Genomic DNA, 25,686 nt, shown 5'->3' on the forward strand with positions numbered 1-25,686 from the left:
AAGTTTTGACGCTTCCGACTTCTGATCTTTAAAACGCCTTGGTTGGTTCCCATTGTTTAAAGTCCGACAATTCAAATTGAAGAAAATATATATTTGTTGAACAAGTTAGCATTTCTGTTTTTTTAGAAAAAGCGATCTGGAAAGATATAAAAAATTCATTGCACATCTGTTGACCATTGATCTATAATCAAAAGAAAATCAAGGGATCCCAAAGTTTTTGGAGGAATGAAAGTGGCTACAATTGAAGATGTGGCAAAACTGGCTGGTTTATCGAAAACGACAGTCTCAAGGGTGATAAATAATCAGCCTTACGTATCGGAGGAAAAAAAACAATTAGTGCTAGAAGCAATGAAGCAATTAGGGTATGTACCTAATTCTTCAGCTAGAAGTTTAAGAAATCAAAAAACTGAAATTATTGCTGTCATTATTCCTAGGGTTATGAACCCGTTTTTTGGACAATTTGTTGAATCGCTGGAAATCGTTGCGTCTCAATACCATTATCAATTGATTGTTTGTCAAACGTTATATTCAGCAAAGAAAGAATTAGACTATTTAAACTTGTTAAAAACGAAACAAGTAGATGGAGTGATTATGACGACATTGCTAAATGGCTGGGAGGCTGTTGAGCCGTTTTTAGAATACGGTCCGATTATTTTATGCAACGAATTCGATGAACAGGCAAATGTCCCGATGATTCATATGGATCAAAACTACGGAGGGTATGTTGCAACTAAGCATTTAATCGATCAAGGATACAATAAAATTGCTTTTTGCTGCGGAAATGTAAACAGTAATGTTTCGAGAGCTAGGGAAGAAGGTTTTCGAAAAGCACTTCGTGAAGCCGGATTGTACCTTCCTGAGCAATATATTTTCCGAAATGTATTTACATTTGAAGACGGAAAAAATGTCTTGAGGAAAATGATGGAGATGGTTGAAGCTCCAACGGCGGTCTTCACAGGTTCTGATGAAGTGGCAGCCGGGATGATTTCTGAGTCAAAGAGACTTGGCGTCCGTGTCCCGGAAGAATTAGCGGTCGTCGGGTTTGACAATCAGGCTATAACTGAACTGATGGAGCCTATGATTACGACGGTTAATCAGCCGGTGAAAGAAATGGGTCATTTAGCAATGGAAGTGATGATGGAAAAAATAAAAACGAGACGGTATAAAGAGAGAGAGGTGCATCTTTTGCCTCTGACATTAATTGTAAGGGATTCTTCAAAGCTAGCCAATTACAATGTGTATTAGTACAGGTTAAGAGAAGAGAAAAAATATTCAGGCAATTCTTTTTAGAATTGCCTGAATAAATTTATTTTACATGTAAGCAATGATTGCATTTGTTCCCGTAGCATTCGTGCTGTTCTTCAATTTCTTTTCCGCATTCAATACATTTTTTTCTTGGCAAGTTTCTAAAAAATTCAGTGATTTTTTGTCCTAACATTTTTTATCCCCCCGTGCTGTTGTTATTAACATTGTATTATAACAGAATGAAAAATGTCAATACTGTTTTAAAACATTTTTTCTTATTGAGGAGGATAAGGGTGATGAAAGTAACAGTTGTAGGGTTCTGGGGAGGCTATCCAGAAGCGAATGAGGCTACATCAGGCTATTTATTTCAGGAAAAGGGGTTTAACCTGTTAGTTGATTGCGGAAGTGCTGTATTATCACAACTGCAAAATTTTGTATCACTTTCAGATTTAGATGCTGTGATCCTTTCTCATTATCATCATGATCATATTGCAGATATTGGACCGCTGCAATATGCAAGACAAATTACCGGCATGCTGCAAAAATCAAACAAAATTTTGCCCATTTACGGACATAGCCTTGATACAAAAGAATTTGACAGACTCACACATTTGAGTGTGACAAAAGGAATTTCATACGATCCTGATCAATCGATTTCGATCGGTCCGTTTACGATTACATTTTTAAAAACAGATCATCCTGTTGACTGTTTTGCCATGAGATTTACTTCAGGACATAAAACGGTTGTATACACGGCAGATTCAAGCTTTAAAAATGAATTCATTCCATTCAGCCAAAATGCGGACTTGCTTATATGCGAATGCAATATGTATGCGAATGAAGACGGCAAAAAGTTTGGGCATATGAATTCCCACGAAGCTGCGACAATTGCTAAGGAAGCAAATGTAAAAGAGCTTTTGCTGACTCATTTGCCTCATAAAGGCAATCATGAAGAATTGATAGAAGAAGCTAAAACGATTTTTAATGGATCGATCAAGCTGGCTAAAACAGGGTTGTCGTTACATATTGATTAAAGAGAAATTATATTAGCAAAATTATGGGACAGCCTTTTGCCGAACATTTCATAAACTTAAAGCTACTTCCAAACTTCATTTTGATAGAATAGTGTTCCATTTTCTGTAAGGATGCAGTATGTTGGCATCCTTATTTTTTTGGAAAATTCGTCAGAAAATAATTGAAAATCAAAAATATATTGTTATAATTTAAAGCATAAAAGTAAAAAAGGGGGAAGAAAATTTTGAAAACTAGGATAGGAGCAATCGGAGGAATTTTTTTGATGGCGCTCCTCGTGCTGTCAGGTTGTGGAAGCAGCAAAGGGTCCAGCAGCGAAAGCAATAGTGAAGAAGGAAAGAAAGAAACATTTAAAATTGGTATCACTCAATTTGTAGCGCACCCGTCGCTGGATGAGGCATTGAAGGGATTTCAACAAGCAATTAAAGATAAAGGGTTAAATGTAGATTATGATATTCAAAACGCTCAAGGGGATCAATCGAATACCCAAACGATTGCGAATAACTTCGTCGGAGATAACGTCGATTTAATTTTTGCGAATGCAACGCCTAGTGCACTTGCTGCAGCAAATGCTACAAAGGATATTCCAATTGTATTTACATCCGTAACAGATCCTGTCGGCGCCGGGCTTGTGAAAGAGATGGAAAATCCAGGAGGGAATGTAACAGGAACAACTGATACCCATCCTGATGCCATACCGAAAACGGTGAAATTTATTGATCAATATTTAGACGGCAAAAGAATAGGAATGATCTATAATTCAGGCGAACAAAACTCTGTTGCGCAAATTGACCTTGTTAAAAAAGCGACAGAAGGAACGGATTTGAAAATTGTCGAAGCTTCTGTTTCTACTTCAGCTGAAGTGAAACAAGCTGCTGAATCTCTTGTCGGCAAAGTCGATTGTTTTTACATTATCACTGACAATACCGTTGTTTCTGCGCTTGATTCGGTCATTTCCGTTGCAAATGAAAACGATATCCCGCTGTTTGTCGGTGAATTAGATTCAGTCAAAAAAGGCGGTTTTGCTGCGTACGGGTTTGAATATTATGATATTGGCTATGAAGCAGGAGAAATGGCTGCAAAAATTTTAACAGAAGGGAAAAAGCCGTCTGAACTGCCTGTTCAATATCCGCAAAACTTAAAGCTTCTTATTAATAAAAAAGCAGCAGCTGAGATGAACGTTAAGATTTTAGACGAGTGGAGCAAAGAAGCAGAGTTTATTGAGTAATTTGGAAGGGTGTTTACATGCTGACAGCAGTATATGGCTCACTTGAGGCGGGACTTATTTACGCAATAATGGCTCTCGGAGTCTATTTATCTTTTAGAATATTAGATTTTCCAGATTTAACGGTTGACGGTAGCTTCGTTACTGGAGCTGCCGTCGCAGCCGTCATGATCATAGACGGAGCTCATCCTGTTATGGCGACGATTGCCGGAATGATTGTCGGCTTTCTAGCTGGGATCTTAACGGGAATTTTACATTCGTATGGGAAAATTAATCCGTTGTTATCCGGTATATTAATGATGATCGCTCTTTATTCCATTAATTTGCGAATTATGGGAAAATCGAATGTTTCGCTTTTACAGGAGGAAACGCTTTTCTCAAAGCTGGCCGATGCGCTGGCACCGATCGATCAAGCCGTTAAGAGCGTCATTTCTTTTTCCCCGACCACATGGTCAGTCATCATTTCAATGGTGTTATTGGTCGCTTTTTTAAAGCTCATCCTTGATTACTTCTTAAAAACGGAAATCGGACTTGCTATAAGAGCTGTCGGAGATAACGAAGAAATGATTAAAAGTTTTTCGGCGAATACAAACTTTCTTAAAGTATTAGGATTAGGATTGTCAAATGGTTTGGTTGCTTTGTCAGGTGCGCTTGTCGCCCAATATAATGGCTTCAGCGATGCCAATATGGGAATTGGAATGATTGTGATCGGGCTTGCTTCCGTTATTATTGGAGAGGCAATTGTCGGCAGCAAGACGATTGTTCGGGCTACCTTAGCTGTTATAATCGGTGCTGTCATTTATCGTTTCATAGTCGCCTTTGCATTTAGATTTAACTTTTTTGAAACAGGCGATATAAAATTAATTACAGCTTGTATCGTCATTTTGGCGTTAATCATCCCGCGATATTTTGAAAAACGGCGTGAGAAAAAAAGAAAATTGGTAAGAAAGCGGGGTGAACAAGTTGCTTCAGCTAAAACACATTCATAAAGTGTTTAACGAAGGGTCATTGGATGAAAAAATCGCCTTAGATGGAATTCATTTAGAGGTCGAAAAAGGCGATTTTATTACGATTATTGGCAGCAACGGCGCAGGGAAATCGACTTTGCTGAACATCATAGCTGGAAAGCTGTTTCCCGATGAGGGGGAAGTCTGGCTTGACGGCGTAAATATAACAACACTTCCTGAGCATAAACGATCAAAATATATCGGCAGAGTGTTTCAAAATCCGTTGTCAGGCACATCGCCGACGTTGACCATTGAAGAAAATTTGGCGATCGCTTACGGCCGTGTTCATAAACGAACTTTGGCCAGAGGTGTAACGAATAAGCGGAAAAATTATTTTAAGGAGCAGCTGTCGCTTTTAGGGCTTGGATTAGAAAACCGTTTAAATGCGAAAGTAGGATTGCTGTCAGGCGGGGAAAGACAGGCGTTGTCGCTTTTGATGGCAACATTTACGAAACCGAAAATATTATTGCTTGATGAGCATACAGCCGCATTAGATCCCGCACGCGCAGAGGTCGTCCTGTCGCTTACGAAAAAATTTATTGAAGAATATAATTTAACAACGATTATGATTACACATAATATGCAGCAGGCGATTGATCTAGGAAACAGATTGCTGATGATGAATCGCGGAAAAATCATTTTTGAGGCATCTGCTGAAGAAAAAGTAAAACTGACCATTCCGAAATTAATGGACGAATTTGCCAAAATTCAAGATGCAGTATCTGACCGGGTGCTCTTAAGCTGATATTTACCTCTTTCCATTCAGGGGAGAGGTTTTTAAATGCAATTTTGTTCAATATATAAAACAAATGTATGAATAAACAAAACATAAAAAAGGAGGAAAACATGAAGCCGATTCAGCAAATTATTGGGGAAAATTTTTGTAAAATCCGAAAAAGGATGGAGCTAAGCCTTGACAAGGTGTCTGAAAAGACAGGCGTTTCCAAAGCGATTCTTGCACAAATTGAAAGAGGGGAAGCGAATCCGACTGTCTCCACGCTGTGGAAAATAGCGAACGGACTTCATGTATCATTTTCCGCTTTGATGAAGGAGGAGGCGCCAAGCGTTCAAAAAATATCTTTATCAAACATACCGGCTATATCTGATGATGATGAAAAGTATAAAGTATACCCGATGTTTACGTTTGAAATCGGCAAGCCGTTTGAGGTGTTTGAAGCGCATTTAGAGCCTGGACATGTCCATCAATCGGATGAACTTGCGCATGGGGTGCAAGAAATTTTGATCATTCAAAAGGGAGCTTTAGAAGTTGTAATTGATGGATTTTCTTATGTTGTTTGCGAAGGGGAAGCGATCCGATTTGCAGCGGACAAAAAGCATGATTATAAAAATATAACGGATCAAAAAGTTAAATATTATGTGATCATTTATTATCCGGAAAACTAGAAATGGAGGTGATTCCGATTGCATTCGACAGCATTGGCAAAATATAAATCGGAATTAATCCAAGGCATTCAAGCAGGAATCAGCATTGCCATCGGCTATTTCCCCGTTGCCATCGCTTTCGGCCTTCTTGCTGAAAGAACGGGACTTTCGATTGCGGAAACGGTGATGATGAGCGCAATCGTTTTTGCAGGAGCAGCTCAATATATGTCATTAAGCCTAATTGCTGCGCATGTTGGTGCATGGGAAATTATTATGACAACTTTCATTGTAAACATCCGCCATTTCCTTATGTCAGCATCATTAAATGAGAAAGTGGAGAAAGACTCCATATGGATAAAAGCTCTGTACGGCTTTGGTGTAACAGATGAAACATATGCAGTTGCGGCTGTCAGACAGGAAATGGTCACAGCACCATATATGTTTGGACTATGCTTGATGGCATATAGCAGCTGGGTGATCAATTCTGGAATCGGTTATATAGTTGGAGAAAATTTGCCCGCTTTCTTACAGGAAAGCATGGGAATTGCTCTATATGCCCTATTCATCGGCTTATTGGTTCCTTCATTAAAAAAACATCGGAAAATTATCGTACTAGCTTTATTATCTGCAGTGATAAATTCCGTTTTATTGACGACCGGACGGCTGTCTATAGGCTGGTCTATTGCATTGTCGTCCTTATTTTCTTCCGTTGTTGTGGAATGTATCTTTAGAAAATTAGAGGTGCAGCAAGATGAATAGCCAAATATTTTGGTTGATTATCGGAATGGGCGTTGTGACATACATACCGCGAATGCTTCCTTTTGTTATTTTCAGTCAATTACATCTCCCTCCGTTTTGGCAAAATGTATTAAAAAATGTACCATATGCAACATTAGGTGCATTGATCGTGCCCTCGGTCTTTTTTATTCACGAGGATTTCCTGTTTGGAGCAGTCGGTGCATTTACAGCGTTCATTGCTGCTTATTTCGGAGCCAACGTCTTTTTTGTAGTTATGTGTTCAATTGCCGTTTTATCTTTTTACAGCTTCTTTTTCTAAATATTTTGGAAAAGCAGTTCTATTACGATGTTTTTTTATCTAAACTACTAAAGGAGGGAGTTAAGCTCAAGGGGGTATTCGGCTTGAAAAAGAGTCTTCTAACGATCATTTTATTATATGCAGTTTACGGTTTGATTTTATACTTCTATTTATTCTTCTGGACGGGTTATGAGCTGCCGAAGGGAATTGAAGGTACTGCTGCTGATCCGAAAACGTTTTTAACGACAGAGGAGCTGCAGCTGTCAGAAAATTATTCACAATTGAAAAATTTGTTATTTTTCATATCCATTCCGTTAGAGTGGATCATCTTTTTTATTGTGCTAAGCTTTGGGATTTCAAAAACATTTCAGCAATGGGCGGAAACAGCATCCCGTTTCTTTATAGTCCAAACAGCTTTATACTATTTTTGGCTGTCATTGCTTGTCACTTTACTAACATTACCTGTCAGCTGGCTGAACTATAAACTGTCAAAGGATTTTCAAATCTCGACCCAGACGTTGAACTCGTGGCTGAAGGATGAAGTGACCGATTTTCTTGTGAATTATGTTTTAATGGCGGTTGTCGTCACGTTTCTATACATCATTATTCGAAAATTTGAAAAGCGCTGGTGGCTTTGGGCATGGTTTGCATCGATACCATTCACATTGTTTATAATGTTTATTCAGCCGGTAATCATTGATCCGCTGTACAACGATTTTTACCCGTTGAAAAATAAAAAGCTGGAGGAAGAAATTTTACAGCTAGCTTCCAAAGCAGATATTCCCGCGGAGCATGTGTATGAAGTGGATATGTCCTCCAAAACAAATGCGTTGAACGCCTATGTGACAGGAATAGGATCAAATTCGAGAATCGTTTTGTGGGATACGACGTTAAATAAATTAAGCGAAGATGAAATATTATTCATTATGGCTCATGAGATGGGACATTATGTGATGAAGCACATCTATATCGGAATAGCCGGGTATTTGCTTCTTTCCTTGGCAGGTTTATATATCATTCATCGGTTAATGATTTTTTGTACAAATCGATGGGGAAAAAGGCTGAACATTCAATCTATACGTGAATTGTCGTCGCTTCCTCTATTTCTTTTGCTGCTGGGGATGTTATCGTTCGCTTCAAGTCCTATATCCGGCATAGTATCAAGGTATCAAGAGAAACAGGCGGATTTATATGCAATTGAAATGACAAAAAACGAGGAAGCGGCTGTAAAAACATTTCAACATTTGGCGAAATTTAGCCGCAGCGAAATAAATCCGCCGAAAATAGTGAAATTTTTACGTTACGATCATCCGCCTCTGATTGAACGAATTATGTATATCGAAAATATAAAAAATAAAGAATAAACTCCTTGTTTATACAGGGAGTCTTATTTATTTTTAAATCTGTGATTTTAGCAATATAATATTAATGTTTGTCATTGCTTTTTAAACTTCCAAAAAGTATTTTTATTGATAAAATATAGGATGAGATTAGTATGAATGAAAGAGTGATCATAGATGAGCTGGTTGTCAAAACTGTTGCGGTTGTTTTTCGATAATCAGGAAGAAGAATATGAAAGAAAGATAGATAAAAACAATTCTACTGAAAAAATAAAAGATCAATCATTAACTGACGATAGATTAGAGATGCAAGCTAGAGTTACATATCAATATCCGAAAGGAAACTTTCGGTTTCCGCTAATATCCGATGATGAAACATTGCGAGAAACGAGACGCCCAGCGGATGCGGCAAAATCAAAAGCAAAAACATCTTCTGAACGCAAGCAGTCTCGACTGAATAGTGCACAAGGCGCACAAAAGGAAAGAAAATCTTTTCAGCCAACGGAAATCCCTTCACCGATTTTTGGATTTGGACCAAGGAATAGAGATGATTTATTTTTCAAAAAAATTGAAGAGCAATATCAGCAACAGACGGACATAGACGTACATGATATTTTCATCAATGATCTGGAAAAACAAAAAGAAGTGCAAAGGGAGTTTGCTGCAGCAGAAGAAATAGAAATAAATGAAATGATAGAATATGAAAACGATTATGAAAAAGAAATATCAAAAACACAAGATCACGAAGCTGAGGATTCATATTTTGAAATAACAGCACCGCCTTCGGAGGATAAACAGCGGGAAGCTGAGAAAGCTCAATCGGTCGAGGCTTCAAAGCTGGAGATGGAATCAAAGCAAGAGACGAATCTAAAACAGTGGACGGATCTAAACCAGGAGATGGAATCAAAGCAAGAAACGAATCTAAAACAGTGGACGGATCTAAACCAGGAGACGGGATCAAAGCAAGAGACGAATCTAAAACAGTGGACAGGTCTAAAACAGGAGACGGATCTAAAACAAGAGACAGTTCTAAAGCAGGGGACGAATCTAAAACAGGAGACAGATCTAAAACAAGGAACAGATCTAAATCAGGAGGAAGGTCCAAAACAGGAGACGAGCCTAAAACAGGAAGCGGATCCAAAGCATTTAGAGAAAAAGTCCGATGACAGACGAAAGCCTGTTTCCAGAGGAAAGCTTTCATCAAATCAAAACGAAAAGACAATTATTCCATATAATGTCATTATGTTTGGACAAGATAAACGAAAGCTTGAATTAAAGGAAAAACGGCAAAATTATTTGTTTCCGCCGCTCACCCTCCTGAACGTTCAGCCGTTTGAGGAAGAAGCGGATGATCAGTGGATAGAAAAGCAAAAGAATTTGCTCGATCTTACGCTGCAAAATTTTCATGTCAATGCAAAAGTGGTCAATGTGTCACAAGGACCTTCCGTCACGAGGTTTGAGGTTCACCCTGAACCCGGCGTAAAAGTGAGCAAGATAACTAACTTGATAGACGATATTAAATTAAGCTTGTCTGCAAAAGACATCCGGATTGAGGCTCCGATACCGGGGAAAAACACAATAGGGATTGAGGTGCCAAACCGGAAAAGCAAAACGGTTTTTTTAAGAGAGATTTTACGGTCGAAAGCTTTTCAAGCCAACCGCTCTCCGTTAACGGTTGCTCTGGGCCTCAGCATTTCAGGGGAGCCGATTGTGACGGATTTGAAAAAAATGCCGCATGGTTTGATTGCGGGAGCTACAGGGTCAGGAAAAAGCGTTTGTATCAATACGATTTTAGTCAGCCTGCTCTATAAAGCAACTCCAAATGATGTGAAAATGCTCCTCATTGATCCAAAAATGGTGGAGCTTGCACCGTATAACCGCATACCTCATCTCGTCAGCCCTGTTATTACGGATGTAAAAGCAGCTACTGCTGCACTGAAATGGGCGGTAGATGAAATGGAAAGAAGGTATGAATTATTTGCCCATGTAGGCGTTCGAGATATCGAGAAATTTAATGAACGAGTCGGCGACAAGGAAAAGGAGAAACGATTGCCGTACATCGTGATTGTGATTGACGAGCTCGCTGATTTAATGATGGTTTCGCCGAACGATGTGGAGGAGGCGATTTGCCGGATTGCCCAAAAAGCGAGAGCTTGCGGCATCCATTTATTAATTGCCACACAAAGACCGTCTGTTGATGTTATAACCGGTTTAATAAAGGCGAATATTCCTACAAGAATAGCATTTTCCGTATCATCGCAAATAGATTCAAGAACGATTCTTGATACTTCCGGTGCAGAAAGACTCCTAGGAAGAGGAGACATGCTGTTTTTAGAAAACGGTTCTGCAAAACCGGTAAGAGTTCAAGGAACTTTTGTTTCTGATGATGAAATTGATCGCGTCGTTCACCATGTAAAAAACCAGATGGCGCCCAATTATTTGTTTAAACAAGAGGAATTGCTTGCGAAAACAAATTTCCAAGCAGAAGAAGATGATCTTTTTTATGAAGCCTGCGAGTTTGTTGTAGAGCAGGGGCATGCTTCGGCTTCAAGTCTTCAACGCCGTTTTCGAATCGGTTATAATAGAGCGGCCAGATTGATTGATTTAATGGAGGAGCAAGGGATCATTTCCCCGCCGAAAGGAAGCAAGCCGCGAGACGTGCTAGTGTCAGAAGAACAATTGAAAACAATAAAAGAGAGTAGTTGAGATGTACTGAACATGATATTATTAAAATGTTGGGCTGATTTTGGCAATGCCGATTTAAAACGATATACGTTGCTTTCAATTAGGAAACACTAAAAGTATACAATATTGCGTTATGAAGCTTGCAGGAAATAAATATTATAGTTGCAAAACTAGTCATTCGTCATATATTATTTTACAGATAGACGATTGTTGGAGGTTCTTATATGACTGCTTATCATTTTGTTGGCATAAAAGGAACAGGGATGAGTGCTTTAGCTCAAATCCTTCATGATATGAATGAAAATGTACAAGGATCTGATATTGAAAAATATATTTTTACACAAAAAGGCTTGGAGGAACGGGGAATTCAAATATTTCCTTTTTCGAAAAATAACATTCACCCTGGTTTAACTGTAATAGCTGGTAATGCTTTTCCAGATACACACGAGGAGATTGAAGAAGCAAAGAGACTTCAATTGCCGGTTTACCGCTATCACAAATTTTTAGGGGAATTGATGAACAAATTCACAAGCATAGCGGTAACTGGCGTGCACGGTAAAACATCTACAACCGGTTTACTGTCTCATGTTATGCAAGGTGCTTTTCCTACCTCATACTTGATTGGAGACGGAACGGGAAAAGGAGTTCAAAACAGCAAATATTTTGTCTTTGAAGCATGTGAATACCGGCGCCATTTTCTATCCTATCATCCGGATTATGCGATTATGACGAACATTGATTTTGACCACCCTGATTATTATCGTGATCTGGATGATGTTTTTTCAGCCTTTCAGCAAATGGCTTTACAAGTGAAAAAAGGAATTATCGCTTGCGGAGATGATGAGCGTTTACAGGAAATACAAGCGAAAGTTCCGGTATTATATTACGGTTTTCATGAGGAAAACGATTTTCAAGCGAGAAATGTGGTGAAAAGCACAACGGGAACTGTATTTGATGTATATATTCGGAATACGTTTTACGGCACGTTTGAAATTCCTGCATTCGGGGATCACAACGTTCTAAATGCGCTGGCGGTTATTACGTTATGCCAATACGAAAATATTGGAATTGATGTTATTCAGGAGCGCGTCAAAACGTTTAAAGGCGTAAAAAGAAGATTCAGCGCCAAAAATTTCGGAGGACAAGTGCTGATTGACGATTACGCCCATCATCCTACGGAAATAAAAGCAACAATTGAAGCTGCGCGGCAAAAATATCCTGACCGGGAAATTGTTGCTGTTTTTCAGCCTCATACCTTTTCAAGAACACAGTCATTTCTTAATGAGTTTGCGGATAGTTTAAAAAGCGCCGACAAAGTATACTTATGCGAAATTTTTGGCTCTGCCCGTGAAAACATAGGGAACCTCACGATTAAAGATTTGCAGGCGCAAATTGAACATTCAGAGTTAATCGATGAGACGAACATTAAAGTTTTGAAAAAACATGAAAGCAGCGTTATTTTATTCATGGGTGCAGGAGATATTCAAAAATATCAAGATGCCTATGAAAAGCTGTGTGTTTAAAACAAAACGACTGTAACAAAAAATGTTACAGTCGTTTTGTTTTTATAGCGAAGAATGCACTATTTTAAATTCTCAGGATTTAGCTGCTCCAATTCCGGAATGACAAACAGTCCGTCTTTTCGGATCAATACGTCGTCAAAATAAATTTCTCCGCCTCCATATTCCGGACGCTGAATGACGACCAAATCCCAGTGGATATTGGAATGGTTGCCATTATACGCTTCATCGTAGCATTGCCCTGGCGTAAAGTGGAAGCTTCCAGCGATTTTTTCGTCAAACAGAATGTCCTGCATCGGGTGAAGGATGTATGGATTGACACCGATGGCGAATTCACCGATATATCTTGCTCCTTCATCTGTATCCAAAATGCTGTTTAATCGTTTTGTATCATTAGCTGACGCATCAATGATTTTTCCGTCTTTAAATGTTAACCGAACATTTTCAAATGTAAATCCTTGGTACGGAGAAGGCGTATTAAACGTAATGGTACCGTTCACAGAATTTTTAACAGGCGCTGTAAATACTTCACCGTCAGGAATATTCATGCGTCCTGCACATTTAATCGCAGGAATATCTTTGATTGAAAAAGTCAAATCAGTGCCAGGACCTTTAATATGTACTTTGTCAGTTTTGTTCATCAGTTCAACAAGCGCATCCATCGCTTTATCCATTTTTTCGTAATCAAGAGTGCAGACATTAAAATAAAAGTCTTCAAACGCTTCTGTGCTCATTTTTGCAAGCTGTGCCATGGATTCATTCGGGTATCTGAGAACCACCCATTTTGTTTTCGGAACGCGGATTTCACGATGCACCTTTTGCCCGATTGTTCTGCCTTCCAGCTTCATTTTTTCTTCTGGAACGTCAGCAAATTCATTAATGTTTTTGCCTGATCTGAGGCCTATGTATGCGTCCATTTCTTTCATGACATTTGCTTCGAAATCAGCCATCATTTCGAATTGTTCTTCTTGTCCTCCAAGCAATAAAGCTCGGTTTATTTGATGATCTTTAATGGAAACAAACGGATGCCCGCCAGCTTTGTAAGCCTCGCGGATGAGAGCAATCACAAGCTCCTTCTCAAGACCAAAGTTTTCAATAAGCACTTTTTCGCCTTTTTGCAGTTGGCATGAATAATGAATTAAAATTTTTGCCAATTTTTCGATTCTTGGATCTTTCAACTTGCCGGCCTCCTTTTTTTTCGTTATACAATAATATTGTAGCGTTTCCTGATTGGATTTAAAACTTGTTCTATTTTTGACATGATCGAAAGGATTCAATTGACAAAATGTCGAATAGATAAATGATTGCAGATTTTATGTTTGCATTCCGAAAAATTAGGGAATTGTATTATTGGTTTTACTTGGAGGTGCAGCAGTTGGAATTCATATTATATGCAAGCATTGCGCTAATAGCCGTAGCTTTTACAGTGTTAGTTGTTTATTTAGCCAAAACATTAAAATCTCTGCGCATTACACTCGATCAAGTAGCCGGGACGCTTGCGGGCCTTGAAAAGCAGGTGGAGGGCATTACAAAAGAAACAACAGATTTGCTTCATAAAACAAACCAATTGGCGGAAGACATTCAGAAAAAATCTGAGAAGGTCAACTCAGTGGTGGATGCCGTAAAAGAGATTGGAACATCCATTCAACAATTTAATCGGTCTATGAAAAAAGTTTCAGCGAGTGTAACTGGACAATTGGAAAAAAATGAAGAAAAAGTTGCTCAAGCCATTCAGTGGACAAATGCTGTGATGGAATTGATTGATAAAGTAAAGCAGAGAAAACGATCAAAGAAGCAAACTGATTAATTAATTTTACTTAAAAAACAGGAGGCGCAAACATGTCAAAAAAAAGCACGAATAAAAAAGGGTTTATAATAGGTTCTATTATAGGCGCTGTTGTTGGGGCAGCTTCCGCATTATTGCTTACGCCAAAGTCAGGAAAAGAGCTTCGCGAAAATTTTAATGATCAGGCGGGAAAAGTGAAGGAAAAAACATCAAAAATTACAAGCGAAGCATATGAAAAAGGAGTACAGTTTATCAGCTTGGCAAAAGAAAAATCACAAAATATTCAACAGAAAATCCAAGAGCAGTCTGAGGGCTTGGTAAAAAAAATAAAGGAACGAAGCAATGAAAATGAAATTTCTGAAAAAGAAAATCCTTCAGATTCCGCTGACACCGAGCTTGACGACGAACAAAGTCAGAAAACAGAAAATTTGACTGACACTTCACAAGCCTCAGATGAAGAGCTTCAAAGCGAAAACAATAAAGAAACAAAGTCATAGGTTTGGCAAGACAATCATCATCGGCAAACAAGCCGATGATTTTCGTTTACAGGAAAATAGGCAGCGAATAGAGGAAAAGAGCGTGAAAATTTTCATGGGGAATATTTTTCAAACAGTGTTACAAGTCCATCAGCCGGCAAGGTTTTCAAGAATTTTAAGCTTTTGCTGCTGATTGCCAAAGCCCTAATCATTTAGTTTACATGTACAAGAATTGTCCGATTCTATAACTGAAACATAACATAAAATAAACATAAATCCCCCAAATATTGTATAATAATTTTATCTGGCATGATGATCTTTGGGAAATGACTTGTGAAGAACTAAAGAAAATATTTTGAAAAAAATAAACACTTTACCGCTTAAAAGCGTTTAATCGATAAAGAAATTTTTAGTGACATTTCAAGGAATATGGTTTATAATAAACCCTAATTAAAATCAAATGCTTAAAATTTTGACGGATGTGAAAGGGTGGAAAAAATGAGCAATACAGAATTAGAAGCGCTTAGGGAACGGGTTGATGAAATCAATTTGCAAATTTTAAAATTAATTAACGAGCGAGGCAAGCTTGTTCAAGAAATTGGGAAAGCGAAAGAAGCGCAAGGAGTTAACCGATATGATCCTGTCCGTGAACGAAAAATGCTCGATTTGATAAAAGAACATAATAATGGTCCATTTGAAGATTCCACTTTACAGCATATTTTTAAGGAAATATTTAAAGCGGCATTAGAGCTTCAAGAGGACGATCATCGCAAAGCATTGTTAGTATCAAGAAAGAAAAAGAAAGAGAATACAATCGTTGACGTCAAAGGCGAAAAAATCGGGGATGGCAGCCAATACTTTGTTGTCGGTCCTTGTGCGGTAGAAAGCTATGAGCAAGTAGCTGCTGTTGCGGAAGCAGCGAAGAAACAAGGCTTGAAGCTTCTAAGAGGCGGTGCATTTAAACCTAGAACATCACCATATGATTTCCAAGGTTTAGGTATTGAAGGCTTAAAAATTTTAAAAAGAATTGCTGATGAGTTTGATATGGCAGTTATTAGTGAAATTGTGTCGCCTCAAGATATTGATGTGGCCCTTGATTACATCGATGTCATCCAAATCGGGGCACGGAACATGCAAAACTTTGAATTGTTAAAAGCAGCAGGATCTGTTCGCAAGCCTGTATTGTTAAAACGCGGTCTTTCTGCAACGTTATCAGAATTTATGAATGCTGCGGAATACATTATTTCTCGAGGTAACGATCAAATCATTCTTTGTGAACGCGGAATTCGCACGTATGAACGCGCTACAAGAAACACGCTGGACATTACAGCAGTTCCGATTTTAAAACAGGAAACACATTTGCCTGTATTAGTTGATGTCACTCATTCAACAGGCCGGAAAGACCTTCTAATTCCTGCTGCAAAAGCTGCTCTTGCTATTGGGGCAGACGGTATTATGGCTGAAGTTCATCCGGATCCGGAAGTAGCTTTGTCAGATTCTGCGCAGCAAATGAATATTGAGCAATTCAATCAGTTTATTTCTGAATTAAGACCATTAGCGAAAGTAAATGCCTAATTGAATATCGTCTATTTTTAAAAAAGGAGCCTTTTAAGGTTCCTTTTTTTGCGTAGATCGTTTACATTATTTAATGAAGGATATACTTTAATGAACATATTTTTTTAACGAAAAAGGTAAAAATATAAGAAAACACGCCAAGCACATTGCGGACGAATGCTTTGTATCGTATGATAAGAGTTATACGGAAGAGACTGTACTTATTTGATATAGATCATTTAGATGAGGAGTGTTGATCATGAATAATGTGACGATATATGATGTTGCACGTGAAGCGAACGTTTCAATGGCGACAGTTTCACGAGTTGTAAACGGCAACCCGAATGTAAAGCCGACAACTAGAAAGAAAGTATTGGAAGCGATTGAGCGTCTCGGCTATCGGCCAAATGCGGTCGCAAGAGGGCTGGCTAGCAAAAAGACGACGACTGTAGGTGTTGTTATACCGGATGTATCAAGCACATTTTATTCAGAATTGGCTCGCGGGATTGAAGACATCGCAACGATGTATAAATATAATATTATTTTAAGCAATTCTGACCAAAATAAAGAAAAAGAATTGCATTTGCTTAACACCCTTTTAGGGAAACAAGTGGATGGAATTGTATTTATGAGCGGCAATATTACAGAGGAGCATGTGGAAGAATTTAAACGTTCACCGGTTCCTATTGTGCTTGCATCAACTTTTGATGAGAACAATGAACTGCCTTCTGTTAATATCAATTATGAACAGGCAGCCTATGATGCGGTTAAGTTTTTAATCGATAAAGGACACAAACATATTGCCTATGTATCCGGGCCGATGGAAGAGCCTGTGAATAAAGTGAAAAAACTTAAAGGATACATACGTGCACTTGAAGAGGCAGGGATCAAATACGATGAACAATTTGTAGTAGAAGGAGATTATTCCTACGAATCCGGGATTGAAGCATTTGACAAAGTGTTGGAGCTGTCGCCAAAACCGACTGCAATCTTTGTTGGAACGGACGAAATGGCATTGGGCGTGATTCATGCCGCTCAAGATAAAGGCTATGAAATTCCGAAAGATTTTGATGTCATCGGCTTTGACAATACTCGTTTGGCGACTATGGTTCGTCCGCGATTAACAACCGTTGTCCAACCGTCTTACGATATCGGTGCGGTTGCGATGCGCCTGTTAACAAAATTGATGAACAAAGAGGAAGTAGATAATCATATTGTTGAACTCCCGCATCGTATTGAAATTCGGCAATCGACAAAATCATAATCTTTTTAAGCTGAAGAAAAAACGGCCAAGCTTTTTTAAAAAGTTTGGCCGTTAACATTTTTTTTTGCATTATATTCCCTTTGCTGCCGGATGAATTGCAGAGCCAATTCAAGAGTGTGATTGTTTTTTTCTTCAATTTCTTTTTTCCTTGGAATCGGTTGATATAACGGATCGGGATCTTCCCATGTTGGGATTAATTCAACGGGAGATTTCTCTTGCCATTTTTCCAGCCATTCTTTCGGAAGAGCCCCTTGTGCTTTGCAGCTTAAATTTTTCATCTCCAGCCAAATGAGCGACCAAGCTCTTGGAACAACCCGCCAAATATCGTAGCCTCCTCCGCCGACAGCTATCCATTTTCCATCGCAGTAGCTATGGGCAATTTCATGTGCAAGCTTCGGAATTTCCCGGTAAATATTGATGCTGGCGTGAAGATGAGTTAGTGGATCAAAATAGTGGGCATCAGCTCCGTTTTGAGTGACGATGACATCAGGCTTAAAGTACTCTGCAACTTCTGTAACGGCCTCTTTGTAAACTTTTAGCCATGATTCATCTTCGGTAAATGCATCTAACGGAATATTAAAGGCAAAACCGTATCCAGAACCTTGTCCCCGCTCATGAACTGTTCCTGTCCCAGGAAATAAATATCGCCCAGTTTCATGAATAGATAGTGTGCAAACGTTTGGCTCATCGTAAAACGACCATTGAACACCATCTCCGTGATGCGCATCCGTGTCAATGTACAGCACCCTTGCCCCATATTTTTCGATAATATATTTAATCGCCACTGCGCTGTCATTATATATACAAAATCCAGACGCTTTCCCCCTGAAGCCGTGATGAAGACCTCCGCCTAAATTTAAAGCATGCTTCGATTTTTCCATCATGACATGATCAACTGCTGTTAATGTCGCGCCAACAATAAGAGAACTGGCCTGATGCATGTTTTGAAAAATAGGTGTATCTTCCGTACCAAGTCCGTAGTTTAAAGCTTCATGCTCAGACAGCTTTCCTTCCCCTGCCTGTTTTACTGCACGAATATAGCCGGCATCATGAATAAGCTCCAGCTCCTCATCTGTTGCAAATCTTGGTTCAACTATTTCATCATCTTCAAGCGCTTTCAATTTTTTTAGCAAATCAACTGTTAATTCTACTCGCAGCTGGTTGAATGGGTGCTTATTACTAAATTTATAATTTAAAAATAAAGGGGAATAAATAAACACGCTGTCTTTCATGTTATTCCCCCATCATATGAGGCCATACAACGGTATAACCTTTTTTCTCAAGCTCAGTAATAAGCCCCATTGGATTCATCGTCTGCACCCGAAAAACTAGTGTTTTGAATTTTTCGTTTTCTTCCGGATACACAAAAACGCTGGAAATGTTTACTTTTCCTTTATGAAATACTGTTGCGACTTCTGAAAGCATTCCGGTTATATTGGGAACTCTTACTTCAATTCGGGAGCTGGGCTGATGGGCTCCAGTCAACTTTACAAACGTATTCAAAACATCTGTTTTGGTAATAATTCCGACAAGCTTTCCATTTGTAGTAATGGGGAGGCAGCTGATTTTATGCTCATAAAAAATCGTAGCAGCATCTTCAACAAAATCAAGAGGGTGTCCGGTTATGACATCGGTTTTCATAATGTTTTTAACTGGCTTGTTTAAAAGCGCATCCAATTTTTCATTTTTACTTAATATAGAGGGAGCAGCATCGCGAATATCTCTGTCTGATATAATGCCAATAAGGGTATTCTCTTCGCTGATGATCGGAATATGCTTGATTCTAGCTTTTTTAATTAAGTTTAAAGCATCTTGGATCGAGTGATCCGGAGAAAGCGTGAGTACGTTTTTTTGCATGATTTTTTCAATAATCATGTTATCCATCCCCTTTCCAAGAATAGCATGGCGATTAATACAAAAATCTGTTTGTAAACCTTAATTGGTCGAATTTCTGAATCGATTCGTTATCTACCCTTTTTCCAATACGAACCATTAGACAGTTTGCAGGATGAGAGCAAATTTCTGGATCATCTGTTGCATACCATTCAAGACCGCCTGCATTCATCATTTTTTCCATCATTTTTCTATACTCCCAAACATTTAAGCCAGTCCCCTTTAAATCCCAATGCCAATAATATTCCGTTGTAATAATGATGTAATCTTCCATTGCATCATCCATCATCGAAACAATCAATAAATTTTTTCCAATTTCACATCCGCGAAATTCTGGAATCACTTCAATGGCTCCTAGCTCAATTAAATTTTCCATCTTTCCTTCAGACCATCGTTCTAGAGGATCAGGGTATAAAAATGTAACATACCCGATGATTGTTTCGTCTTTTCTGGCAATAATAATCCGTCCTTCAGGAAGCTTGGCAATTTCTACAAGCGCTTTGTGCTGCCTTGGTGCAGGACGGAAAGCTGTTAAATCCTCATGAAATTTATAGCCTGCCAGTTTATCGGGGGGAATTGGCCCTTCGACAATCACCGTTCCATTTGGAGTTTCAATTTCTTTGGCATGATATGTTTTTTTATGTTCCATTCATTACACCGCCTACCAATCTAATAACCTATTCATATTATACAGGAATTGTCGAACATAATCGGATTTGTTTTGTAAAAAATTTTTACAAAATTGCGAAATGGAATAAAAAGTTATATAATGATAAACAAATATACTAATTTTTAGGGGGGTACTTCGATGAAAGTGGAAGCGCTACCAGCAATAAAAGGAAACCACAACTTAGCAAACTATGAGGAAGCATATGCAAGCTTTGACTGGAAAGAAGTAGAGGAGAATTTTTCATGGAGTAAAACTGGGAAAATCAATGCGGCTTATGAGGCGATTGACCGTCATGCAGATGGGGCCAAAAAAAATAAAGTCGCACTTTATTATCGCGATGCGAATCGTGACGAAAAGTATACGTTTGAAGAGATGAAAGAGCTCTCCAATAAAGCTGCGAATGTTTTAAAACAGCATACCGACCTTCAAAAAGGTGATCGGGTTTTCGTATTTATGCCTAGAAGTCCAGAGCTTTATTTTGTCATTTTGGGCGCAATTAAACTGGGAGCTATTGTAGGTCCTTTATTTGAAGCGTTTATGGAGAGCGCGGTAAAGGATCGTTTGGAAGATAGTGAAGCAAAAGTGATTGTAACAACAAAAGAGCTGCTGCCAAGAGTTCCAATTGATGAATTGCCTGCGCTCAAACATGTGGTGGTTGTTGGAGAAGATGTAAAAGAAGAAGGAAAAATAATCGATTTCTTTGCTCATTTTGAAAATGCAAGCAAAGATTTGGAAATTGAATGGGTGGATCGGAGAGACGGACTTCTTTTGCATTATACTTCCGGATCAACAGGAAAACCGAAAGGCGTTCTCCATGTCCATAATGCGATGATTCAGCATTATCAAACAGCAAAATGGGTTCTTGACTTGAAGGAAGAAGATATTTATTGGTGTACGGCAGACCCTGGATGGGTGACCGGAACAGTTTACGGTATTTTTGGTCCGTGGCTCCTAGGTGTTACAAATGTTATTGTTGGAGGCAGATTCAGCCCTGATTATTGGTATGAAACAATCGAAAAATACGGTGTCACTGTCTGGTACAGCGCTCCAACAGCGTTTCGGATGCTGATGAGTGCAGGAGACGAATTGGTGAAAAAATATAATTTAAGCTCTCTGCGCCATATTTTAAGTGTCGGAGAACCTTTAAATCCTGAAGTTATTCGCTGGGGAATGAAAGTATTTAATAAGCGCATTCATGATACTTGGTGGATGACGGAAACAGGCGGGCATCTTATTTGCAACTATCCGTGTATGGATATCCGGCCTGGATCAATGGGCAAGCCGATCCCCGGCGTAAAAGCAGCAATTATTGACGATCATGGAAATGAATTGCCTCCAAACCGAATGGGGAATCTAGCAATTAAAAAAGGCTGGCCTTCCATGATGCAAGCAATTTGGAATAATCCTGAAAAATATGAATCTTATTTTATCGGCGACTGGTATGTATCTGGAGACTCCGCTTATATGGATGAAGATGGATATTTTTGGTTCCAGGGACGGGTTGATGACGTCATTATGACTTCCGGCGAACGGGTCGGACCGTTCGAAGTAGAAAGCAAGCTTGTTGAACATCCTGCCGTAGCGGAAGCTGGAGTTATCGGCAAGCCGGACCCTGTTCGAGGAGAAATTATTAAAGCGTTCGTTGCATTGCGCAGCGGCTATGAAGCATCAGAAGATTTGAAAGAGGATATTCGCCAGTTTGTTAAAAAAGGGCTGGCAGCACATGCAGCGCCACGGGAAATAGAATTTTGCGAAAAACTGCCGAAAACTCGAAGCGGGAAAATTATGCGCCGCGTGTTGAAAGCATGGGAGCTTAACTTGCCAACAGGTGACTTGTCGACGTTGGAAGATTAAAAATAATAGAAGCCGTAAGTCTAGTAAATAGGCTTGCGGCTTTGTTATTGGCATTAATAATAGATTGATAAAATAAACGCTAAAATTGGAAATAGGAGAGAAGCTTATGGAATCATCCCTTTTATTGAAAGAATTGCGAACGAAAGAGGAAATTTTAGAAGGATTTTCAGTGATGAAACATTTGCGGACTCATCTTGATGAACAATCATTTCTTGAATTGGTGCTTGAAGCTAAACAAAAGGAAGGATATCAATTAGTTGCTCTTTACGATCATAATAAAATGGTTGCCATCATCGGATTTATGCCAATGATCACTTTATACTACGGGCGTTTCATTTGGGTTTGTGATTTAGTGACATTGCCTGAAGAACGATCAAAAGGATACGGTGAAAAGCTTTTAACGTATGTTCATCAATATGCTGTAGAAAATGGCTATAATATTGTTTCTTTATCTTCCGGCTTGCAGCGCGTTGACGCACACCGCTTCTATGAAGAAAAAATGCGATACAATAAAGTAAGCTATGTTTTCTTAAAAAAGCTGCCGTCACACTAGCCAGTAAAAGATAAAAAGGACCACGTGCGGTCCTTTTTAAATATTTATTGGGTGAAAGCAAGTTTTGCTGGGCTGTTTTTTCTGTTTCGTCTACTTTATTGATCGTTTAATGCATCTTTTCCATTCGCCTATTGTCTTGCATTTGCCGTCTGCTTCGGTTTTTGCTGCGGCTCTGTTTTTCCAGATTGCGCCGTTTTTACAATGGCTGAAGGAGGAGACGCTTTTCCTGCCACATCAACTGCAACGACGTAATAGGAGGCAGGAGATTTTCCGACTGAGATGCTTAAGTTATTTTTTGCAGGTATACTGGCAATTTTTTTGAAACTATTTGAATTAGATGGAGCTGCATAAACCCTGTACCCGATAACATCATATTCACCGCTTTTGCTCCAGGATAATGTTGTTCCGCTAAGCTTTACAGCGGGCACTTTAGAAGGAGCTTTGCCATTATCCTGAAGAACCCTATTGCCGGTCAACGTCAAAGCCTCTAAATTAACTCCGCTAGGAAGAAGTTTAGTCAATTGGGACACGTCTGAAATCCCAAGATTATTCAATACTTCTTTTTTCAGCAGAGGCCCTTCCTGGACGAATTCAGCCGGTGCATTTGCCGGCACTTGATAGGCTACGTTGTCTACTAAAACAAATTTGCCGTACGCCAAGCTTTTATCCACTTTATTCGGCAGAAATTTAGCGTTATACAAGTCAGTTTGAACGAGTCCAGCTTTCTTACATAATTCAGAAGGCAGATCCCCAGAGAGGGCGCAATACGATCTTGAAACAATTCCTTTAGGCATTTTAAAGGAAGTGTTAGGATCTATTAAGTCAGGTTTGACGCTGTATGCGGCGTTCATTAATTTTGCCCAAAGCAATATATTTCTATTGCTGTAGGTCAAACCTTTGTAGGTCGTTTCCAGCCTTTTCGGCGTGTCATAACCGATCCATGTGCCGAAGGATACATTAGGATTTACAGCAACAAACCATGCATCCCGATAATCCTGCCCAGTTCCTGTTTTTCCAGCCCAATCAGATTGAAATGATAGATACCTTTTTAAAGAGGAAGCCGTTCCGCTTTGAATGACATCCCGCATCATATCAATCATTAAATAGGCTGTTTGAGGGGAAAAGACCTTCTCTTTCTTGCTGTTATGTTGATATATAACTTTTCCGTCTTGTGTTTCAATTTTTTCAATCATGTAGGCGTCGACAAATTCACCGTTATTGGCAAATGTTGCGAAGGCGTTTACGTTTTCCTCCACGGTTACTCCGTAAGTCATTGCCCCAAGAGCGAGGGAGAATGAACTGTAATCTTCTTGAGCAAGTGAACTAAATCCCATTTTTTCTAAATAGGATACCGGATTTTGCGAAATAATTTTTGCATAGGTTTTTACCGCCGGAATGTTATATGAATGTTTCAATGCTGTTCGAATACTTGTTAATCCGTGATAGCCGCCTCCGTAGTTTTTCGGCTGATATTTCCCGATTGAAAATGGAAGATCTGCCACAACAGTTCCCGGCTGGACGATGCCCATTTCCATCGCGGGTGCATAGACAGCGAGCGGTTTCATTGTTGAACCGTTTGGTCTTAATGCTCTTGTAGCATGGTTTGTCTGCTCCCTGTTATGATCACGGCCGCCAACAAAGGAGATAATTTTTCCAGTTTTGTTTTCGATTAAAACAGCGCCGACTTCAACCGGTTCCTCGATGGTTACGGTCTTGCCTGTTTCAGGATCTTTTTTCTTTTCAAGCTTTGGACTTCCGTAATACTCGTAGTTTTTGACAACCTCTTGCATTTTGTCATAAATTTTCTTGTTAATGGTCGTATGAATGTTGTAGCCGTTTTGTCTCATGTCTTGATCGGCCAGCGCCATGTATCGATTAAACAACTCTTTATTATTTTTTCGGAGATCCTCCAGCTTGTGACCGTCTTTTTTCGCCAGCTGCTCAGCCAGTATATCCTTCACTCTTTTTTCAACTTCGTATATAATCCAAGGATATTGCTCAATATCAGGTTTTTTCTTTTTGGCTAAATGAGCCTTTAAATCAAACTTAAGTGCTTCTTCATATTCTTTTTTTGTAATATATCCTTCTGCAAACATTTTTCTTAGGACGGTTTTCATTCGGTTTATACCAGGCTGTAAATCTTCTTTTACTTCTCCGTCCTTTGTGAACGGTGTATAAGCAAAAGGATTTTGAGGGAGACCAGCGATAAAAGCTGCCTGCGGTATCGATAAGTCTTTCGCATCTATGCCAAAAATCCCCTGCGCTGCAGCCTGCACGCCTGCAATGTTTCTTCCGGAGCTGTTTCGTCCAAATGATGATACATTTAAATAGGCTTCTAATATTTGATCTTTCGTAAAATATTTTTCTAATCTCAATGCTAGCAGGATTTCTTTTGCTTTTCTTTCAAATGACACTTCGTTGGTCAATATTTGGTTTTTAATTAATTGCTGTGTGAGGGTGCTTCCGCCGGTTCTGACAGAAGAGTTTGAGAACTCCTGGAAAATCGCCCGCATGATCGCCTTTGGGACAATCCCTTTATGCTCGTAAAAATATTCGTCCTCCACTGCAACAATTGCATGTTTTAAATGCTCGGAAATTTGATCAATTTTGATTTTTTCACGTTCAAGATCTGTGCGAATTTTCCCTAAATAGACATTGTCTGCAAAGTACACTTTCGTTGTTTCAGAATAATCGTAAATGTCTTTTTCCAATTCTTTTTCGGAACGGATCGGCTCATCTTTTACAAGCGATGCAAAATAACCAGCTCCTAATCCTCCGATAAAGGAGAAGCCTATTAAACCGATAACTAATAGTAAAAGAAATAAGTTCCATGTTACGTTATAGGCAATGACCATTTTTTGCTGGTGCTTATGATAAAAGGAGCTTACCTTCCTAAAAAATTCGTACCATTTCTCCATTTTTCATCATCCCTCTACAAAATCTAGTTTATTATAGCATATTTTTTTCTCCGGTTGACGCCCTCTGTTCTAATCTTAGTTGACAAAGGATGTCAATTATGCTAAAAATGTTTATTAATGAAAAAAATACTTGAGCGTTGATTGGAGAAAGTAGCAGGCATTTCCCTGTTTCAGAGAGCTGATGGCCGGTGCGAATCAGCACATAAATGCTTTGTGAATTACCTCCATGAGCATTCTTTGTGAAA

At 39.0% G+C, this 25,686-nt stretch carries 23 protein-coding genes and 1 other annotated feature (1 of these 24 running past the window's edge); of the genes, 17 read left to right on the top strand and 6 right to left on the bottom strand.

The window, feature by feature from the left end; all coding sequences use genetic code 11:
• Window positions 1–231 precede the first annotated feature (231 nt).
• The gene (locus NSQ94_RS04740) at window positions 232–1,245 is read left to right on the top strand and encodes a LacI family DNA-binding transcriptional regulator (protein WP_063387323.1); all 1,014 of its coding nucleotides are present in this window, start codon (window positions 232–234) and stop codon (window positions 1,243–1,245) included.
• A 61-nt stretch (window positions 1,246–1,306) separates the two neighbouring features.
• Here the strand turns inward: NSQ94_RS04740 and yhfH are convergent, their stop codons facing one another.
• A complete protein-coding gene (gene yhfH, locus NSQ94_RS04745; protein ID WP_065095529.1) occupies window positions 1,307–1,438 on the bottom strand; it encodes a protein YhfH in 132 nt (43 codons plus the stop codon).
• Between the two features lie 103 nt (window positions 1,439–1,541).
• Between yhfH and NSQ94_RS04750 the strand changes: the two genes are divergently transcribed.
• From NSQ94_RS04750 to murC, 10 genes are all read left to right on the top strand, one after another.
• Window positions 1,542–2,279, top strand: a complete 738-nt coding sequence (locus tag NSQ94_RS04750; RefSeq protein WP_066248904.1) for an MBL fold metallo-hydrolase — start codon at window positions 1,542–1,544, stop codon at window positions 2,277–2,279.
• A 263-nt stretch (window positions 2,280–2,542) separates the two neighbouring features.
• On the top strand, window positions 2,543–3,505 hold the full coding sequence (locus tag NSQ94_RS04755; RefSeq protein ID WP_063387481.1) for an ABC transporter substrate-binding protein: 963 nt from the start codon (window positions 2,543–2,545) through the stop codon (window positions 3,503–3,505).
• A 17-nt stretch (window positions 3,506–3,522) separates the two neighbouring features.
• Window positions 3,523–4,491 carry an ABC transporter permease gene (locus tag NSQ94_RS04760; protein ID WP_066248901.1) on the top strand — a complete coding sequence of 323 codons (969 nt, stop codon included), beginning with the start codon at window positions 3,523–3,525 and terminating at the stop codon, window positions 4,489–4,491.
• Window positions 4,466–5,254 carry an ABC transporter ATP-binding protein gene (locus NSQ94_RS04765; protein WP_063387326.1) on the top strand — a complete coding sequence of 263 codons (789 nt, stop codon included), beginning with the start codon at window positions 4,466–4,468 and terminating at the stop codon, window positions 5,252–5,254. The genes NSQ94_RS04760 and NSQ94_RS04765 overlap by 26 nt, the downstream gene beginning before the upstream one ends.
• A gap of 101 nt (window positions 5,255–5,355) precedes the next feature.
• On the top strand, window positions 5,356–5,913 hold the full coding sequence (locus NSQ94_RS04770; protein WP_339230272.1) for an XRE family transcriptional regulator: 558 nt from the start codon (window positions 5,356–5,358) through the stop codon (window positions 5,911–5,913).
• An 18-nt stretch (window positions 5,914–5,931) separates the two neighbouring features.
• Window positions 5,932–6,651, top strand: coding sequence for an AzlC family ABC transporter permease (locus NSQ94_RS04775; RefSeq protein WP_094244637.1), 720 nt, complete (start codon window positions 5,932–5,934; stop codon window positions 6,649–6,651).
• Window positions 6,644–6,949 (top strand): AzlD domain-containing protein, encoded by a 306-nt coding sequence (locus NSQ94_RS04780; RefSeq protein ID WP_066248892.1) that lies wholly within the window; start codon window positions 6,644–6,646, stop codon window positions 6,947–6,949. Before NSQ94_RS04775 ends, NSQ94_RS04780 begins: the two co-directional genes overlap by 8 nt.
• Before the next feature lie 83 nt (window positions 6,950–7,032).
• Window positions 7,033–8,292 (top strand): M48 family metallopeptidase, encoded by a 1,260-nt coding sequence (locus tag NSQ94_RS04785; protein WP_339230274.1) that lies wholly within the window; start codon window positions 7,033–7,035, stop codon window positions 8,290–8,292.
• A 153-nt stretch (window positions 8,293–8,445) separates the two neighbouring features.
• Window positions 8,446–10,974, top strand: coding sequence for a DNA translocase FtsK (locus NSQ94_RS04790; RefSeq protein ID WP_339230276.1), 2,529 nt, complete (start codon window positions 8,446–8,448; stop codon window positions 10,972–10,974).
• Between the two features lie 203 nt (window positions 10,975–11,177).
• Window positions 11,178–12,476 carry a UDP-N-acetylmuramate--L-alanine ligase gene (murC, locus tag NSQ94_RS04795; protein ID WP_063387332.1) on the top strand — a complete coding sequence of 433 codons (1,299 nt, stop codon included), beginning with the start codon at window positions 11,178–11,180 and terminating at the stop codon, window positions 12,474–12,476.
• Window positions 12,477–12,535: 59 nt separating this feature from the next.
• Here murC and NSQ94_RS04800 read toward each other — a convergent pair whose 3' ends face one another.
• A complete protein-coding gene (locus tag NSQ94_RS04800) occupies window positions 12,536–13,651 on the bottom strand; it encodes an aminopeptidase (RefSeq protein ID WP_066248885.1) in 1,116 nt (371 codons plus the stop codon).
• Window positions 13,652–13,848: 197 nt separating this feature from the next.
• On the opposite strand from NSQ94_RS04800, the gene NSQ94_RS04805 reads away from it, so the two are divergent.
• The 4 genes from NSQ94_RS04805 to ccpA all read left to right on the top strand — a co-directional run bounded on the left by NSQ94_RS04805 (window position 13,849) and on the right by ccpA (window position 17,553).
• Window positions 13,849–14,280, top strand: coding sequence for a DUF948 domain-containing protein (locus tag NSQ94_RS04805; RefSeq protein ID WP_063387334.1), 432 nt, complete (start codon window positions 13,849–13,851; stop codon window positions 14,278–14,280).
• 32 nt (window positions 14,281–14,312) lie between these two features.
• Window positions 14,313–14,756: a YtxH domain-containing protein gene (locus NSQ94_RS04810; RefSeq protein ID WP_063387335.1), complete on the top strand. Its 444-nt coding sequence runs from the start codon at window positions 14,313–14,315 to the stop codon at window positions 14,754–14,756.
• 477 nt (window positions 14,757–15,233) lie between these two features.
• Window positions 15,234–16,310, top strand: a complete 1,077-nt coding sequence (locus NSQ94_RS04815) for a bifunctional 3-deoxy-7-phosphoheptulonate synthase/chorismate mutase (RefSeq protein ID WP_063387336.1) — start codon at window positions 15,234–15,236, stop codon at window positions 16,308–16,310.
• A gap of 238 nt (window positions 16,311–16,548) precedes the next feature.
• Window positions 16,549–17,553: a catabolite control protein A gene (ccpA, locus tag NSQ94_RS04820; RefSeq protein ID WP_066248881.1), complete on the top strand. Its 1,005-nt coding sequence runs from the start codon at window positions 16,549–16,551 to the stop codon at window positions 17,551–17,553.
• Window positions 17,554–17,588: 35 nt separating this feature from the next.
• Here ccpA and NSQ94_RS04825 read toward each other — a convergent pair whose 3' ends face one another.
• The 3 genes from NSQ94_RS04825 to NSQ94_RS04835 are packed head-to-tail and all read right to left on the bottom strand — an operon-like array spanning window position 17,589 to window position 20,095.
• Complete coding sequence (locus tag NSQ94_RS04825; protein ID WP_063387338.1) at window positions 17,589–18,785, bottom strand: acetoin utilization protein AcuC; 1,197 nt, start codon at window positions 18,783–18,785, stop codon at window positions 17,589–17,591.
• A 1-nt stretch (window position 18,786) separates the two neighbouring features.
• The gene (locus NSQ94_RS04830; RefSeq protein ID WP_063387339.1) at window positions 18,787–19,428 is read right to left on the bottom strand and encodes an acetoin utilization AcuB family protein; all 642 of its coding nucleotides are present in this window, start codon (window positions 19,426–19,428) and stop codon (window positions 18,787–18,789) included.
• Window positions 19,429–19,462: 34 nt separating this feature from the next.
• On the bottom strand, window positions 19,463–20,095 hold the full coding sequence (locus NSQ94_RS04835; RefSeq protein WP_066248879.1) for a GNAT family N-acetyltransferase: 633 nt from the start codon (window positions 20,093–20,095) through the stop codon (window positions 19,463–19,465).
• 159 nt (window positions 20,096–20,254) lie between these two features.
• Here NSQ94_RS04835 and acsA point away from each other — a divergent pair, with 159 nt between their 5' ends.
• Together acsA and NSQ94_RS04845 are read left to right on the top strand one after the other, a co-directional pair.
• Window positions 20,255–21,970, top strand: a complete 1,716-nt coding sequence (acsA, locus tag NSQ94_RS04840) for an acetate--CoA ligase (protein ID WP_063387341.1) — start codon at window positions 20,255–20,257, stop codon at window positions 21,968–21,970.
• A 106-nt stretch (window positions 21,971–22,076) separates the two neighbouring features.
• A complete protein-coding gene (locus tag NSQ94_RS04845) occupies window positions 22,077–22,523 on the top strand; it encodes a GNAT family N-acetyltransferase (RefSeq protein WP_063387342.1) in 447 nt (148 codons plus the stop codon).
• A gap of 128 nt (window positions 22,524–22,651) precedes the next feature.
• Here NSQ94_RS04845 and NSQ94_RS04850 read toward each other — a convergent pair whose 3' ends face one another.
• Window positions 22,652–25,441, bottom strand: a complete 2,790-nt coding sequence (locus NSQ94_RS04850; RefSeq protein ID WP_082829486.1) for a transglycosylase domain-containing protein — start codon at window positions 25,439–25,441, stop codon at window positions 22,652–22,654.
• Between the two features lie 128 nt (window positions 25,442–25,569).
• Window positions 25,570–25,686 (top strand) — a binding site (T-box leader); it runs 99 nt beyond the window's last position.

The sequence above is a fragment of the Aeribacillus sp. FSL K6-2833 genome, from assembly GCF_037965815.1.
Lineage (GTDB): Bacteria > Bacillota > Bacilli > Bacillales > Aeribacillaceae > Aeribacillus > Aeribacillus composti.